This window comes from Pedobacter sp. Leaf194 (assembly GCF_001423945.1).
Classification (GTDB): Bacteria; Bacteroidota; Bacteroidia; order Sphingobacteriales; family Sphingobacteriaceae; genus Pedobacter.
This window is the reverse complement of the sequence record NZ_LMPU01000001.1, coordinates 957,646-973,714: the sequence shown is the minus strand read 5'-3', so window position 1 is coordinate 973,714 and position 16,069 is coordinate 957,646. Positions and strand designations below refer to the sequence as shown.

Annotated in this window: 15 protein-coding genes; 6 read left to right on the top strand and 9 right to left on the bottom strand. The window is 38.3% G+C overall.

What is annotated here, in order from left to right:
- Window positions 1–11: 11 nt before the first annotated feature.
- Both ftsY and rimO read left to right on the top strand, forming a co-directional pair.
- Complete coding sequence (gene ftsY / locus ASG14_RS04465; protein ID WP_056869801.1) at window positions 12–974, top strand: signal recognition particle-docking protein FtsY; 963 nt, start codon at window positions 12–14, stop codon at window positions 972–974.
- 315 nt (window positions 975–1,289) lie between these two features.
- On the top strand, window positions 1,290–2,621 hold the full coding sequence (gene rimO / locus ASG14_RS04460; RefSeq protein ID WP_056869800.1) for a 30S ribosomal protein S12 methylthiotransferase RimO: 1,332 nt from the start codon (window positions 1,290–1,292) through the stop codon (window positions 2,619–2,621).
- Between the two features lie 48 nt (window positions 2,622–2,669).
- On the opposite strand, the gene ASG14_RS04455 is transcribed toward rimO, so the two are convergent.
- The 4 genes from ASG14_RS04455 to ASG14_RS04440 form a co-directional block, all read right to left on the bottom strand.
- On the bottom strand, window positions 2,670–3,008 hold the full coding sequence (locus ASG14_RS04455; protein ID WP_056869799.1) for a hypothetical protein: 339 nt from the start codon (window positions 3,006–3,008) through the stop codon (window positions 2,670–2,672).
- Window positions 3,009–3,177: 169 nt separating this feature from the next.
- Complete coding sequence (locus tag ASG14_RS04450; RefSeq protein ID WP_056869798.1) at window positions 3,178–4,176, bottom strand: NAD(P)H-dependent glycerol-3-phosphate dehydrogenase; 999 nt, start codon at window positions 4,174–4,176, stop codon at window positions 3,178–3,180.
- Between the two features lie 122 nt (window positions 4,177–4,298).
- Window positions 4,299–5,642: an efflux RND transporter periplasmic adaptor subunit gene (locus ASG14_RS04445; protein WP_056869797.1), complete on the bottom strand. Its 1,344-nt coding sequence runs from the start codon at window positions 5,640–5,642 to the stop codon at window positions 4,299–4,301.
- A 30-nt stretch (window positions 5,643–5,672) separates the two neighbouring features.
- Window positions 5,673–7,031, bottom strand: a complete 1,359-nt coding sequence (locus tag ASG14_RS04440; protein WP_056870242.1) for a TolC family protein — start codon at window positions 7,029–7,031, stop codon at window positions 5,673–5,675.
- 71 nt (window positions 7,032–7,102) lie between these two features.
- Here ASG14_RS04440 and ASG14_RS04435 point away from each other — a divergent pair, with 71 nt between their 5' ends.
- A complete protein-coding gene (locus tag ASG14_RS04435; RefSeq protein WP_056869796.1) occupies window positions 7,103–7,729 on the top strand; it encodes a polysaccharide deacetylase family protein in 627 nt (208 codons plus the stop codon).
- A gap of 238 nt (window positions 7,730–7,967) precedes the next feature.
- A complete protein-coding gene (locus ASG14_RS04430; RefSeq protein ID WP_056869795.1) occupies window positions 7,968–10,247 on the top strand; it encodes an aconitate hydratase in 2,280 nt (759 codons plus the stop codon).
- Window positions 10,248–10,361: 114 nt separating this feature from the next.
- Here the strand turns inward: ASG14_RS04430 and ASG14_RS04425 are convergent, their stop codons facing one another.
- The 3 genes from ASG14_RS04425 to ASG14_RS04415 are packed head-to-tail and all read right to left on the bottom strand — an operon-like array spanning window position 10,362 to window position 14,021.
- The gene (locus ASG14_RS04425; RefSeq protein WP_056869794.1) at window positions 10,362–10,763 is read right to left on the bottom strand and encodes a hypothetical protein; all 402 of its coding nucleotides are present in this window, start codon (window positions 10,761–10,763) and stop codon (window positions 10,362–10,364) included.
- Between the two features lie 45 nt (window positions 10,764–10,808).
- A complete protein-coding gene (locus tag ASG14_RS04420) occupies window positions 10,809–12,146 on the bottom strand; it encodes a GH1 family beta-glucosidase (protein ID WP_056870241.1) in 1,338 nt (445 codons plus the stop codon).
- A gap of 60 nt (window positions 12,147–12,206) precedes the next feature.
- A complete protein-coding gene (locus ASG14_RS04415) occupies window positions 12,207–14,021 on the bottom strand; it encodes a DNA mismatch repair protein MutS (RefSeq protein WP_056869793.1) in 1,815 nt (604 codons plus the stop codon).
- A 108-nt stretch (window positions 14,022–14,129) separates the two neighbouring features.
- Between ASG14_RS04415 and rlmH the strand changes: the two genes are divergently transcribed.
- Window positions 14,130–14,603, top strand: a complete 474-nt coding sequence (gene rlmH, locus ASG14_RS04410) for a 23S rRNA (pseudouridine(1915)-N(3))-methyltransferase RlmH (protein ID WP_056869792.1) — start codon at window positions 14,130–14,132, stop codon at window positions 14,601–14,603.
- A gap of 56 nt (window positions 14,604–14,659) precedes the next feature.
- Window positions 14,660–14,785 carry a hypothetical protein gene (locus tag ASG14_RS20585; protein WP_255352773.1) on the top strand — a complete coding sequence of 42 codons (126 nt, stop codon included), beginning with the start codon at window positions 14,660–14,662 and terminating at the stop codon, window positions 14,783–14,785.
- Window positions 14,786–14,852: 67 nt separating this feature from the next.
- On the opposite strand, the gene ASG14_RS04405 is transcribed toward ASG14_RS20585, so the two are convergent.
- Both ASG14_RS04405 and ASG14_RS04400 read right to left on the bottom strand, forming a co-directional pair.
- Window positions 14,853–15,404, bottom strand: coding sequence for a DUF5606 domain-containing protein (locus tag ASG14_RS04405; protein ID WP_056869791.1), 552 nt, complete (start codon window positions 15,402–15,404; stop codon window positions 14,853–14,855).
- Between the two features lie 145 nt (window positions 15,405–15,549).
- Complete coding sequence (locus ASG14_RS04400; RefSeq protein WP_056870240.1) at window positions 15,550–16,008, bottom strand: peptidylprolyl isomerase; 459 nt, start codon at window positions 16,006–16,008, stop codon at window positions 15,550–15,552.
- Window positions 16,009–16,069: the final 61 nt, after the last annotated feature.

The following is a 16,069-nucleotide window of genomic DNA, read 5'->3' as shown; positions in this document are numbered from 1 at the left end:
AAAATTTACATATGGGTTTATTCGATTTTTTCAAAAAGAAAGAAACAGCGCCTGAAGCACAGGAAGCATTGGATAAAGGCTTGGAGAAAACTAAAGATGGCTTCTTTAACAAAATAACAAAAGCTGTTGCCGGAAAATCTTCTGTTGATGATGAAGTACTTGATAATCTTGAAGAGGTTTTGGTAACCTCTGATGTAGGCGTAAGCACCACGTTAAAGATTATTAAGCGTATTGAAGAACGGGTATCTAAAGATAAATATTTAAACACTTCTGAATTAAACTACTTACTCCGTGATGAGATTCAGTTGTTATTATCTGAAAACAACAGCAATGATTTCCGTCAGTTTGAATATGGCGATCATAAGCCTTATGTGATTATGGTTGTAGGCGTAAATGGCGTTGGCAAAACGACTACCATTGGCAAACTCGCCCACAAGCTTAAAGAGGCGAATCTAAAGGTTGTTTTAGGTGCCGCAGATACATTTAGAGCCGCAGCTGTAGATCAGATTAAGTTATGGGGAGAGCGTGTTGGTGTTAGAGTTGTGGCTCAGGCAATGGGTTCAGACCCTGCGTCAGTAGCTTTCGATACCCTGCAATCTGCCGTTGCCAATGGAGAAGATGTGGTGATAATAGACACCGCGGGCCGTTTACACAACAAAGTTGGATTAATGAATGAACTTGGTAAGATAAAACAGGTGATGCAAAAGGTTGTTCCTAACGCGCCACATGAAATTTTATTAGTTCTTGATGCCTCTACCGGGCAGAATGCCTTCGAGCAATGTAAGCAATTTACAGAAGCCACAGATGTTAATGCTTTGGCCATTACAAAACTTGATGGTACGGCAAAAGGCGGCGTTGTTATTGGCATTTCAGACCAGTTTAAAATACCCGTTAAATACATTGGTGTAGGTGAAAAAATAGGCGATTTACAACTTTTTGATAAAAAGGAGTTTGTAAATAGTTTATTTAAGTAAATTTCATTGGAAAGTTAAAAACCATACACTGCCTGCTTGATTTCACAGTTTACTCAATTGCACAGATTTGAAGTAGCTATAGTGATGGAATAAATCAAAGTGTATTTAATTAACTTTTGCAATTGAAGTTGCCAAGTAACCAGATTTGTAGTTAAACTGAAAATCACTACAAATTTTTATACCAGTGTAATGATTGATTTGAAATTGACGATATAGTTTGTGCAGTCACTAGAAGTCATCCAATCTTTAAAAAGTTTAAATACCCTTGAAAAAATCTGTGGAATCAAGCTTTAAGGGAAGCGTAACCAGCAAGATATGAATACCAGAACCATAAAAAAAAATTTAACAATTAAACAACCTAAAATCAATGTGATTACATTAGGTTGTTCCAAAAATATTTACGATTCAGAAGTTTTGATGGGTCAGCTTCGCGGCAATAATTTAAATGTTGTACACGAATCCGACAAAATGGGGAAAGATGACATCGTTGTTATTAATACCTGCGGTTTTATTGATAATGCAAAGCAAGAATCCATTGATACTATTTTACAGTTTAGCGAATTAAAAGAGGCTGGCAAAATTGGCAAAGTGGTGGTTACCGGATGTTTATCTGAGCGCTACAAACCAGAACTGGAATCGGAAATTACCAATGTCGATGCTTTTTTCGGCACTAATGATTTGCAAAACATACTGCATGAGTTAGGCGCAAACTACAAACACGAACTTATTGGCGAACGCTTGCTTACTACCCCGTCTCATTTTGCCTATTTTAAAATTGCAGAGGGTTGCAACCGTCCATGTTCTTTCTGTGCAATTCCGCTTATGCGTGGGAAACACATGAGCAAGCCAATGGAAGAGTTAGTTAACGAAGCCAAAATTCTTGCCAAAAATGGTACGAAAGAACTGATATTAATCGCACAAGACTTAACCTATTATGGGCTCGACTTATATGGCGTTCGTAAACTGGATGAATTGATGCGCCGTTTATCTGACGTTCAGGGTATTGAGTGGATTCGTTTACAATATGCATATCCTTCAGGTTTCCCAATGGAAATTCTGGATGCGATGAATGAGCGTGATAACATCTGCAAGTACCTTGATATGCCTTTACAACATATTACCGATAACATGCTTAAATCCATGCGCCGTGGTACAACAAAGCAGAAAACGATCGATTTGGTAAATCAGATTAGAGATAGGGTGCCAAATATCGCAATGCGAACTACGTTAATCTGTGGCTATCCTGGAGAAACGGAACACGATTTTGAGGAGATGAAAGCGTGGGTTGCCGAAACAAAGTTCGATCGGCTTGGCTGCTTTACTTATTCGCACGAAGAAAAAACACATGCACACACACTCATTGATGACGTTTCTGATGAAATAAAACAACAACGCGTTGATGAGATAATGGAAATCCAGCAGGGTATTTCTTTTGACATTAACCAGGAAAAAGTTGGCAAAACCTTTAAGGTACTTGTTGATAAGAAAGAGGGTGATTTTTTTGTTGGAAGAACTGAGTTCGACTCGCCTGAGGTTGACAACGAGGTTTTAATTGACGCTGCCACTGGCTACGCGGCAAATGGAAGCTTCGTAAATGTTAAAATAAACCGGGCAGAAGATTTCGATTTATACGGAACGATTATTTAATAAAAAAGAAATGGCCGATTGTAAACAATCGGCCATTTTTATTAAGCACTATTTTTTCTCTACTCTTGTTTTAATCTGGCTTGGTTTTAACCAGATTTTGGCACCTTTTGAGTTCACATAGTATTTTTCATTCTTTGCGTTAATGTACACATCAGAACCATCTGGTGCCATCTTGCCTTTCCAGGTTTTATCTGCTACTTTAGAGCCACCTTTAACAGCCACCTCGGCCGTTTTGTTACCAACAGATTTAGCGCCTTTACCAATTACTTTACCTGTTTTATCCAAAGCTTTACCAACATCGGTTTTCTTTTCTTGTGCGTTTACGCTCAAACTTAAACCGCCAAATAGTGCGAGTGTTAATAATCCTATTGCAAATTTCTTTTTCATGACCGTCATATTTTATTTGATACTAAACGTTTGGTGTTTCGTTTTTGTTTTAACCGCCGTATCAATATTAATGTAATCAAAATTACTGGAACAGATACTTTCAAATGCATTAACCTGAACGCTAAACTGCCGGCTACTTAAACATCGCTAGGCGAAATCTCCTAACAGATTAATTTAACTGTTCTGCCAAAAGTTTCATCTCAATATGCGGCGATCGGTTTTCGTACAAAATATTATGAACAGCCTTACAAATTGGCATGTCTACATTATAAGCCTCATTTTTAATGTGCATACATTTCGCGGCGTAGTAACCCTCTGCCACCATATTCATTTCCAGCTGCGCTGATTTTACAGTGTAGCCCTTCCCTACCATATTCCCAAATGTTCGGTTCCTACTAAACTGAGAGTAGGCGGTTACCAGCAGATCGCCCAAATATGCCGATTCCATAATATCCCGATTGATGGGATGAACAGCATTTACAAAGCTTTTTATTTCGCGAATCGCGTTGCTGATCAACACGGCCTGGAAGTTATCTCCGTAACCGATGCCATGACAAATACCACTTGCTACGGCATATATATTTTTTAAGACCGCAGCATACTCTGTTCCATAAATATCATCAGATACATTGGTTTTAATGTACCTTGTGTTTAAAAAGGAAGCGAAAGAAGATGCCTTTTCAATATCAGTGCAGGCAATTGTTAAGTACGATAACTTTTCGAAAGCAACCTCTTCCGCATGGCAGGGTCCGCTCACAACCAGAATATCATGATAAGGAATTTGATAAACCTCGTGTAGAAATTCGCCAATAATCAGATTATCTTCTGGAACTATACCCTTAATGGCCGAGACAATTTTTTTACCTTTTAAATCGTTAGCAGTAATGTTGCTTAAACTAGCTTTTAGAAAGGCAGCAGGCACATTTAAAACAACATAATCTGCCGCCCGTATGATGCAACTTATATCGTCAGAAATATTATCAGGTGAGATTTTTATTTCGACAGAACTAATGTAATGGGGGTTATGTTTAAAGCGTTTTATGTGCTCAATGGCTTCAGCATTTCTCATCCACCAGTAAATTTCCTTTTCAGTTAAATTATCTGATAGCATTTTTACAATTGCAGTAGCCCAGCTTCCGCCGCCAATCATCGCTATTTTTGGTACCATAGTTATAAAAAACAATTTAAGGTAAAAGGTGCAAGGTTTAGGTTTGGCAAACTGCCTTAAAACCCTAAACCTTACACCTCAAACCACTGCAAGTTACTGTTTTTCTTGCGACTAATTAAACACTACTTCTTAGCGTCTTTGCTAAATAACTGGTCTTTAGATGTTTTTTCTACAACCATTCCGTCTTTAAGCTTATTTTGAATGGCTGAGTAAGGTCCCGTTACGATTTCCTGTCCGGCTTTAACACCACTTTTTACAATAATAAACTGGTCGTTCTGAATTCCTGTGGTAACTTCCGCCTGCTTAACTTTTTTGCTTGTAGCATCATAAATATAAACGAACTGTTTAACGGTTTTATCAGTAAGTTTTGATTTTTGTTTGTCGTTATTTTCCTGGTTATTCGATGAGGCGCCAGCATCTCCAGATTTATTCTTGTTATCTGTAAATACAGCTTGAATTGGCACTGCTAAACCTTTTAACGATTCACTTTCAATATCTACAGTTGCAGACATGCCCGGGCGGAAGATAGATTGTTGTTTGCCGGCAAGTTCTTCAGTAATCCTGATTTTTACAGAAAAGTTTGTAACCTGATCTACAGATGTAGAAGTTGTGGTACCCACAGCAGTTGACGAACTTGCGATTTCGGTAACCTCACCTCTAAATTTTTTATCAGAAAACGCATCCACTTCAATTGAAGCCTTGTCGCCAACTTTAACACGCGTAATGTCATTTTCATTTACATCAACATTTACTTCCATTGATGAAAGGTTTGAAATACGCATAATCTCCGTACCAGCCATTTGAGAAGTACCCAGAATACGGTCGCCCAGCTCGATGGAAAGTTTTGAAACTACACCATCTACAGGAGCGTAAATTGTTGTCTTTGCAAGGTTTGCACCAGCTTCTTTAACGTTTGCACCGGTTTGTTCGAGCGTAAATTTCGCACCTGTTACATTTTCTTTAGCACTGGCCAAATTTGCTTTTGCGGTTAAGTAAGCCGCTTTCGCTGCATCAAACTCCGAAGCTGAAATCACTTTTTTATTATACAGTTCTACGTTACGCTTATAAGTGGCTTCTGAATTAACAAAATTAGCCTGGTTTTGAATCAGCTGTTGTTGAGCTGCTGCAACACTGGCTTTTTGAGCGTTAAATGATGCTACAGTCCTTTCGTAACCCGATTGCAATACATCTGGTCTCACTTTACATAGTAATTGTCCGGCTTTTACAATATCTCCTTCTTTTACCTTTAGTTCAACCACCTCACCCGATACCTCCGAGCTTAATTTCACTTCTGTTTCGGGTTGTATTTTACCACTGGCAGTTACTGTTTCAACAACAGTCCTATCAGATGCTTTCTCTGTTGTAACCTTTTCAGTTTTGTTGCCGCCTATTACACCGGCAAGTCTTAATCCGATTAGAACAACAAGGATAACACCAATGGTAATTAAAATGTGCTTCAGTTTCATAATATTTTATTGTATTTCGTTTGTTGGTTATTAAAATGTAATCTGTTTGCCTAAATAATAGTCAATTACTTTAGCTCTAAATAACAGGTCGTATTTTGCCTGGATAAAATCAATTTCAGCTTTATTTCTGTTGGTTTGTGCCGTACTATAATCAAGCGAGTTCACTAAACCTACGTTATAACGTTGTTCTACTACATAGAAAGCATCTTTTTGCGCATTAAAAGCATTTTGTGTAGAACCATACCGACTCTGAGCGGCTTTTAAATCTGTAGTTGCCTGAAAGATAACTTTATTTAAATTGTTTTTGGCCAATTGCTCTGTTGTTAAACTGTTTTGGTAAGTTATTTTAGCTCTCCTCACTGTAGAGCGGGCACTGAAGCCATTAAAAATGGGAATTTGCAAACTCATACCAATGCTTTGGCCCAAACGCTGGTTAATTTGGTCGGTGAAAGACGATTGTGGAAATTGCCCGTTATATTTAAACTGATATGAATATGAAGTATTAAGGCCGGCACCTAAACTTAAGGATGGCGAGTAAGCCCCTTTTGCTACGGCTATCCCTTGTTTTGCTGCCTCCGAACGTAGATTCGCTAATTTTATGTCGGGAAAAATGCTTAGGGCATTATTGTAAATCTCTTCAGGACTTGCAGCTGATGGCGCCGCTTTAACATTATCGATTAAAGGAGCCTGAACCACAAAACGTTGATTTGGTTGCATCTCCATCAACTGGCCTAGGGTTAGGTAAGAAATTGACAGTGCATTTTGTGCGTTTGTTAAATTCAGTTCTGCTATGGCTACCTGCGATTTGGCTTGCGAAATATCAGCAAGGGTTTTGTTTCCGGCATCAAGCAAGGCGTTTTCTCTGGTCAGGGTTTTGTTTGCGATCTCCAGCTGCTCTTTCGAAGCCCGCTCCAGGTCAGTATTGTACAACACCTGCAGATAGGCAGTAACAACATTTAAAATCAAGTCGTTTTTAACCTTATCAACATTAGTTTGATCTGCAGCTAAAAGCAACTTATTCTGTCTAATCTGGTTTACTTTTTCAAATCCGCGAAAAAGGTCAACATTGGTGCTTAAATTTCCGCTTGTAAATAAAGATGTTTGATTGGTAACCTGGAAAGTTGTTTGATCCAAACCACGCCCAAATGTTAAGTTTGGATTGATGCTTGCGTTTAAATTTGGGTAAAGAGCGTATTTAGATTGCGTTAAATTTTCGTCGGTTATTGCAGCGCTAAACTGGGCCTGCTTTATGGTAAGATTATTATTTAGGGTATTATCAACAGCCTGTTGTATGGTAATTACTTGCTGGGCGTTAACAATTTGACTACAGCCTAAAGCAATTAACAATGTAGTGCAGGTAAAAAACTTTGTTTGGGTAAACATCTTCATAATTTGTTTCAAATCTATATAAACAACTTCAATAATTTCAATGTGTCCGGGCAATTACTAACTTTGGCGTAATGTACCTGGTAAAATCGCCGCTTCTGCTTAAATGGTATTACCCATCTTTGTTATGGAATAAATCCCGAAACGAAAAAGTTATTTATTTAACCTTTGACGATGGACCCATACCCAATGTTACAGATTTTGTTTTAAAAACTTTAAAAGTCTTCAATGCCAAAGCGACTTTTTTTTGTATTGGCGATAATATTATCAAGCATCCTGATGTCTTCAACCGACTAACAAAAGACGGTCATGCTATCGGAAATCATACTTTCAACCACCTAAAAGGCTGGATAACCGACAACGAAAGCTACATCCAAAATGCCTTAAAGTGCCAGCAGCTTACTAAAACTAATTTATTCAGGCCTCCGTACGGAAGAATAAAAAAGTCGCAAATTAAGCTTCTCAAATCTCATATCCCAAAACTAAATATCGTAATGTGGGATACACTAAGTGGCGATTTCGACCTAACCCTCGCTCCCGAAAAATGTTACAAAAACGTAATCAACAATGCCCGAAATGGTTCAATTATCGTTTTTCATGATAGCCTGAAAGCTTTCGACCGTTTAAAATACGCTTTGCCCCTCGTTTTAAAATATTTTTCCGAAAAAGGTTTTCAGTTTTCATCATTGAACGAAAGCTAAAGTAATGCCAACTAAGCGAAGAAACCTAATCGGCTAATATACAACTGGTTAATGTTTGTAACCACCCAGCTTGTGTTCGTAAATGAACAGGATAGTCCGCAATTGAACAATTGGCGAAGCGATCTATTTAGAACAATAATAAATAATACAATGATCCTCCTATGACTGTAACAGGTTCATTTTTTTTGTAAATTCGCACCTATTAGAATAGAAGTATTACCTTTTAACCAATAAATCGATGGCTTTTGATATAGACATGATTAAAAAGGTTTATGCAAACTTCGGCCCTCGTGTAGATGCGGCCCGCAAAATAGTTGGCAGACCTTTAACATTATCTGAAAAAATATTGTATGCTCACCTTTGGGACGGCGATCCTAAAAAAGCATTTTCTCGGGGAACAGATTACGTAGATTTTGCACCAGATCGCGTTGCGATGCAGGATGCGACTGCGCAGATGGCTCTTTTACAATTTATGCAAGCTGGTCGGCCTCAGGTAGCAGTGCCTTCAACAGTTCACTGCGATCACTTAATTACGGCGAAAGAAGGTGCTGCAATAGATTTGCCTCATGCAAGAACAGAAAGCGCTGAAGTATTCGACTTTTTATCTTCTGTATCAAATAAATACGGTATTGGTTTCTGGAAACCAGGCGCTGGAATCATCCACCAGGTTGTACTAGAAAATTATGCTTTCCCTGGTGGAATGATGATTGGAACCGACTCACACACGGTTAATGCAGGCGGTTTAGGTATGGTTGCGATTGGCGTTGGTGGTGCTGATGCTTGTGACGTAATGGCTGGATTGCCTTGGGAACTTAAATTTCCAAAATTAATCGGTGTAAAATTAACTGGTAAACTAAACGGCTGGACGGCTGCGAAGGATGTTATTTTAAAAGTTGCCGGTATCTTAACCGTAAAAGGTGGTACCGGTGCAATTGTAGAATATTTTGGCGATGGTGCTATTAACCTGAGCTGTACTGGTAAAGGAACTATTTGTAACATGGGTGCCGAAATTGGTGCTACTACTTCTACATTTGGTTATGATGAAAGCATGGAACGCTATTTACGTTCTACAGACCGTAACGAAGTTGCCGATGAAGCTAATAAAATCAAAGAATATTTAACAGGTGATGCAGAAGTTTATGCAGATCCTGAAAACTATTTCGATCAGGTTATCGAAATTGATTTAAATACCTTAGAACCATATTTGAACGGTCCTTTTACACCCGATTTGGCTACTCCGGTATCACAAATGAAGGTAGAGGCCGAAAAAAATGGCTGGCCTTTAAAAGTTGAGTGGGGCTTAATTGGTTCTTGTACCAACTCATCATATGAAGATTTATCGAGAGCAGCATCCATTGCTAACCAGGCCATTTCCAAAGGTTTAAAAACTAAAGCGGATTTTGGTATCAATCCTGGTTCTGAACAGGTTCGCTATACAGCCAACCGCGATGGCTATTTGAAAACTTTCGAAGATTTGAATGCGACTATTTTCACCAATGCCTGCGGACCATGTATTGGTATGTGGGACAGAACTGGTGCTGAGAAAGCAGAGAAAAACACCATCGTTCATTCATTTAACAGGAACTTTGCGAAACGTGCAGACGGTAACCCGAACACTTTCGCTTTCGTAGCTTCGCCAGAAATGGTAGCGGCAATTGCGATTGCCGGAGATTTAGGTTTTAATCCGCTAACAGATACTTTAACAAACGACAAAGGTGAGCAGGTTAAATTAGACCCACCAACGGGTGATGAATTGCCTACTAAAGGTTTTGCTGTAGAAGATGCCGGTTTCCAGGCGCCCGCTGCCGATGGTTCATCGGTTCAGGTTTTGGTTTCTCCAACTTCACACCGTTTACAATTGTTAGATCCTTTTACACCTTGGGAAGGCACAGACCTTAAGGGTTTGAAACTGCTAATTAAAGCAAAAGGAAAGTGTACAACGGATCACATCTCTATGGCTGGCCCATGGTTAAAATTCCGTGGCCACTTGGATAACATTTCTAACAACATGTTAATCGGTGCGGTAAACTACTTCAACGATAAAACTGATAATGTTAAAAACGAATTAACCGGCGAATATGGACCAGTTCCGGCAACGCAACGTGATTACAAAGCTGCAGGTGTCGGTTCTATCGTAGTTGGCGATGAAAACTACGGTGAAGGTTCATCTCGTGAACACGCAGCTATGGAACCTCGCCATTTGGGTGTTCGTGCTGTTTTGGTTAAATCTTTCGCCCGTATCCATGAAACGAACCTTAAAAAACAAGGTATGTTGGGCTTAACGTTTGCCAATAAAGAAGATTACGATAAGATTTTAGAAGATGATACAATTGATATTTTAGGCCTAACAGAATTTGCACCAGATAAACCATTAACATTGGTATTGCACCATGCAGATGGTACCGAGGAGCAATTCCCGGTTAACCACAGTTACAATGCACAGCAAATTGAATGGTTTATTGCAGGTGGTGCTCTAAATATCATCAGGAGAGAAGCTGCACTTAAAGCACAAGGCTAAGCGCAAATACTAATATGCTTACGAAATCCCGTTTTGATTAATTTCAAAACGGGCTTTTTTTAATCAGCAAAGTGTTTTTATTTTTTGGAAAATTTAGCGGCTAATAAGCTTATTTCAGTAAACCAGTGTTGCTTTTTCGGCGATACAAGCAATAGATTTCGGCGGAATGATGGTACTACAATCTGACAAAATTTGATACTTCACATTAAACGCTCTTTGCTTCTCGGTATATTCTGATACTTTTTGAAGAAAGAGCTTTGTATCAATATCAAGGGAATATAAAACGAAATGCGTTGCACCGCCACAAGGTTTTGAACCGATTGGAACGAAACGCCAGTTTGATGGATTATTACAAGATACTTCAGCCGTCAAACTTTCGATTTCATTTAGTAAGGTCTTGAGTTCTTTTTCATCAGCATTTTTAGTTGAGCTGTTTAAGTTGCCGTCTTTGCAGCTTTGAAAGGTTACTATAGCAGAAAAGAAAATCGTAACGATTATAAGGGAATAGTTGTTCATGGTGTGTTTTACTCAAAACGAAAACGTTAAAGCAAACGCTACAGCCTATCGTTTCAAAAATTCCTGCCACCAATATCCGGAATCCTTTATGGTTCGCTCCTGAGTTTTAAAATCATTGTAAATAAGTCCAAACCTTGCGGTAAAACCTTCGGCCCATTCAAAATTATCCATTAATGTCCAGGCCATGTAACCTTTAACAGGCATGCCATCGTTTTTCGCCCTCAGTAACGCTGCAAGATATAACTGAAAATACGCTATGCGCTCAACATCATTAACATGTCCATCCATTAATTTATCGTGGTAAGCAGCACCGTTCTCTGTTATAATTATATTCTTAATGCCCTGGTACGATGAAAACTGTTTAATAATGTTGTAAAAACTCTCTGCATTAATTTCCCAGCCCATAGCCGTGTGCGCTTTTTTTCGGCTTTTCGCCTTAACTTCCCAAGCCTGGATTACAGGTATAAAGGCATTGTATTTAACTGTTAGCGGAAAGTAGTTCTGCAAACCAATAAAATCGAAATCAAATTTATAGCGCTCTGTATGTCGCCACGTTCCATATTCAATCTGAAACTTTTCGAGTACGTCCCAATTTTCTGTTGGAAAGCCAAGGCCGAGACTAGGTTCTACAAAAAGTCTGTTCATCAGGCAATCGACTCTTTTCGAAGCCAAAATATCATTGTCGCTTTGCGTGTAAGGCAGAATTTCTGAACAGGAAAAAGTTGTACCAATATTTGCCTGACTAATTTCGGCACGTAAAATTTTGCCCCCTTCTGCTTGCGCCAGGGCTGTGTGGTGTACCGCAGAAAAGAAATTTGTTAAACCAGTTTTACCGGGAGCATGCACACCCAGCATGTAGCCTAAAGAAGTATATCCGAAAGGTTCGTTAATTACAATCCAGTTCTTTACTTTGTCGCCATACGCTGTAGCGCAAATGCTTACAAACGCGTTAAAAGCAGCATTGATGCTAAAGCTTGTCCAGCCGCCCTCCTCTTCTAAAGCTTGTGGCAAATCCCAGTGGTATAAGGTTATGTAGGGTATGATACCATGTTGAAGGCATTCATCAACAATGTTGTGGTAAAACCTGATGCCTTCGGGATTAATCTCTCCTTTTCCAAAAGGTAAAATCCTCGACCAGGCAATTGAAAACCTGAAAACTTTGAAACCTAGAAGCTTTACCAAAGCGATATCTTCACGAAACCGATGGTAAAAATCACAGGCAACATTGGGTTTGTGGCCTTTCTTTATCTTGCCGCTTTTGGTAGAGAATGTATCCCAAATGGATGGACCTTTTCCGTAATAATCTGACGTCCCTTCTATCTGGGCTGCCGCAGTTGCAACGCCCCATAAAAAATCATTACCAAAATCAGTTGATTTGACCATGTCCATGTATTAACGAGCCAAGATGCAAACCTAATATTAACACAACATTAATTTTATTGGCTAATCAAGTGCAAGGCCAATCTCTTTCAATAATATTGCGGCATTAAATGTGGCGCAGGGTCCGGTTTTAAGTTTGTAATCAAACCGCATGTTGCCGTCAATAATCGATATATCAAAATGAAAATTACGTAAAGCACCTTCATGTTCCGGCTGCATATCTGCCAACTGCAAATCATGCGTAGCAAACAGTGCCGCTCTTTTTAACTCCAATAGTTTTTCGATAAAAACCTTCGAACCTAAATATTTATCGCGACTATTTGTTCCCCGCAACATCTCGTCTATAAGAACAAAGGTATTTTCATTTCGTTTTACATTCATTAAAATCATTTTTAAACGATTTAATTCTGCCTTAAAAGTAGATGTACTCTCGTTTAATGAATCCTTAATTCTCATGTAAGTATTTAGAGCGAAAATCGAAAGCTTCATATCTGCGGCGCAAACGGCAGCGCCAGAGTAGGCCAAAACCATATTTATGCCGACTGTGCGAAGAAAAGTGCTTTTACCCGCCATGTTAGAGCCTGTAATGATATCGACTGTTGGAATTTTTTCACAGCTAAAATCGTTCACCACCCGAAGAGGAAGCTTAATTAAAGGGTGCCCTAACGAAGTTGCAGAAAGCGAAAAGGCCTGCTCAATTTTAGGGAATGTCCATGAAGGCGAATTATAAGTTAATGTTGCCAGGGAAATGATTTCTTCAAAATGACCCAAATTGTTTAGTGATGAGCTTACGTTTTCTGACGAACTTTTAAGCCATTTTTCAAGCTGAATGCAGCATCTGAAATCCCATAAGAACAATGCATTTAACAGACTTCCAATCATTAAATTTAAACGTGAATCAAAATTTTGGATAATTTTTGAAAGGCTATTTATTTCTTTGCTAACCGTTAAATTAATTGGCGAAAGTTCTGAAAAAAAGGCACTTTCCCAGCGCTGGCTTTCAGTCCATTTAATTGCTTTTGAATATTCGTTTAACAAGCTAGAGCTGCCACTGAAGCTATAAAAAACAAGATCTACTTTTTTGCTGAAAAAAGAATTCCAACCGATATGTGCAAAAAATAAAAAAGCAAAAAATTTCCAGAAAATCCCTCCGTAAATTATTCCGGCCGACAATAAAAAAATTGTTAAGAATGGAACCAGTGAAACATAAAACCTAAAAAAGGTATTATTTGTAAAGGTTAAGAGGCTTGCCAGTTTATTCGAGAGTTGTTCTGTAATTAACTCAATTTTTTCTGCATCATAACCTAACAGATGTGCACGGAATTCAAAAGTTTTATCTGTTATAGCTGCCATTTCCTTTATCGCATCCTGACGAAGGTTAATTTCATCAACCGTTTTTAACTGAGAAAAAACCGCAGCTAATGTTTCGTTTCCTGTTTTTGTGCTACAACGGTTCGCCAGGGCAAATAAAGAGGAGTCTCCGAAAATATCCAAATCAGAAGAATATGGATGTACATCTGACTGGAAATGCTGGCCATTATCATAACCATTTTCCAATCCGTTTGAAATGTTGAGTTCGTTTTGGAAAATCCAAAGAAGTTTTTTTTCGAAACTTAGCTTTTTGTCGAGCCGGCTCTGGCGGCGAACAATAAATACAAAACATAAAACAGGAATAGCCAAACATATTTGAATTAAAGTTCTCAGACCATTATCCGGAGAATTTAAGAGCAATACAAAAAGCAAAATTTCAACTAAAAACAAACCGATTCTAACGAGCGACAGTCGGTCGATAAGTGTTTTAGTTTCGCCAATCTGTTTCGTGGCATCATCAACTTTCTGTAGGTAATCGGCTCGTATTTGTTCGTCAGTTTGAGACATCCTGTGTATTTATTTTTGTAAAGATATTAAAGCAGATGATGATTTATTTTCTTCGTACATTTTTATCTAAGTTTGCAACTTCAAGAGAAGGATTATAACCGGTAAATAATGAAGATTAGCCTTATCGCCATTGGCAAAACAGAAGATAAATATTTAATTGAAGGAATTGATAAATATATAAGCCGTTTAAAGCACTACATCAATTTTAATTTTCTGGCGATTCCTGATGTGAAAAACGTAAAAAACCTTTCGGAAGCCCAACAAAAAACGAAGGAAGCAGAGCTGTTGCAAAAACAAATTAATAATGGTGATGTTGTTATTTTATTGGATGAGAAAGGTAAAAAGTATAGTTCTGTTGAATTTTCTGCGTACCTTAATAAACAGATGATTGGAAGCGTTCAGCACCTGATATTTATAATTGGTGGCCCTTACGGTTTTGATGATGCTATTTACAAAAGAGCAAATGGTTTAATATCCCTATCGGACATGACTTTTTCGCATCAGATGATTAGGTTATTTTTTGTTGAACAGTTATACCGGGGTTTCAGTATTTTAAAGGGAGAGCCATATCATCATGCCTAAGAAACATGATTGCTTATGGAAATAAGAATTTCTTTTCATCGTTAAATAAAAAGATTATGATTTTAGATAAATATAAACGGCAGTATAAATTTAAGAGCCGCCAGGGAAATGCAGATAAATACCTTTGGGTGAGTATTATTGGTGCGTTAGTGATCTGTGCAATTATTTATTACTTCTTTTAAGCGTAAGCCTGCAAAAAAAAGCAAAAAAAAACACCGGTTTTCACCGGTGTCTTAAATTTTATTGTCACTAAACTCCTTTTTTACTCGTCATGCTTGCTTTTTTAGCAGGCGCAGACGTTTTTGTAGTTGCTTTAGCACTTGCTGATGCCTTTGAACCTGTAGCTTTCTGCTTTTTATCAGCTGCAGCCTTTTCCTCAGCTAGTTTAACTTCAGCAGGCGAGCCTTGTGTATCAGGCGTATCTTCCGTAAACAGAGGCAAATCCTTAATAATGTTATACCAGCCGATAATTTTCTTCATATCAGAAGCGTAAACTTTATCTTCATCATGGCCCGGCGCTACTTCATTAAAGTAAGCACGTAAAGTTGCGGTATCAGCTTTGGTATCAGGAGTTGTTCCTTTTGCCGAAATTTTGGTAAAAACATCTACCAGCTTAATTTCTTCATCTTCGCCGTAAACCGTAATATCTTCCAGCGAAGCCAGTTTTGTATTTGTAATGTTGGCTACAACTTTAAGTTTCTGAGCGTCTAAACCTTCTAAAATGTAACCTACTTTATTTTGTCCAACAAGTTTAAATAAACCTGGTCTGCCGGAAACGGCAACTATTCCTCTTAAATTCATATATTTTGAGATGTGAGATTTGAACACAAAGCATGCGTAAACACCACCCTGAATTTCAAATCTATTGTCTATTTATTTAAATGAGAAAGAGATTCAAATCGGCACTAAACTATGCTGATTTGAAATCCCACATCTCGGGTTTGTACTAATCTTCGATTATTTCTACTCCTAAAATTTTATCGCCCTGGCGGATATCATCAACAAGATCAACATTTTCAACCGCTTTACCAAATACAGTATGGTTACGATCTAAATGTGCTGTGTTTGTTCTGCTGTGGCAGATAAAAAACTGAGAACCACCAGTGTTACGACCAGCATGTGCCATTGATAACACACCACGATCATGGTATTGGTTTTCGCCATCTAATTCGCAATCGATTTTATAGCCCGGACCACCTGTACCAGGCATTCCTGTTGCGCCATCTTTAGAGTTCGGGCAACCCGTTTGAACCATAAAATCAGGAATTACACGGTGAAAAGTTACGCCGTCGTAAAAGCCTTCGTTCGCCAATTTTTTGAAGTTTGCAACTGCCTTAGGAGCATCTTTTTCAAAGAACTCAACAGTCATATTACCTTTTTCAGTTTTTATTATTGCTTTACTCATATCAATATATTTTTTTACAGCCATTAAAAGTTTTCAAATTTTTTAATGAACCGCAAAAATA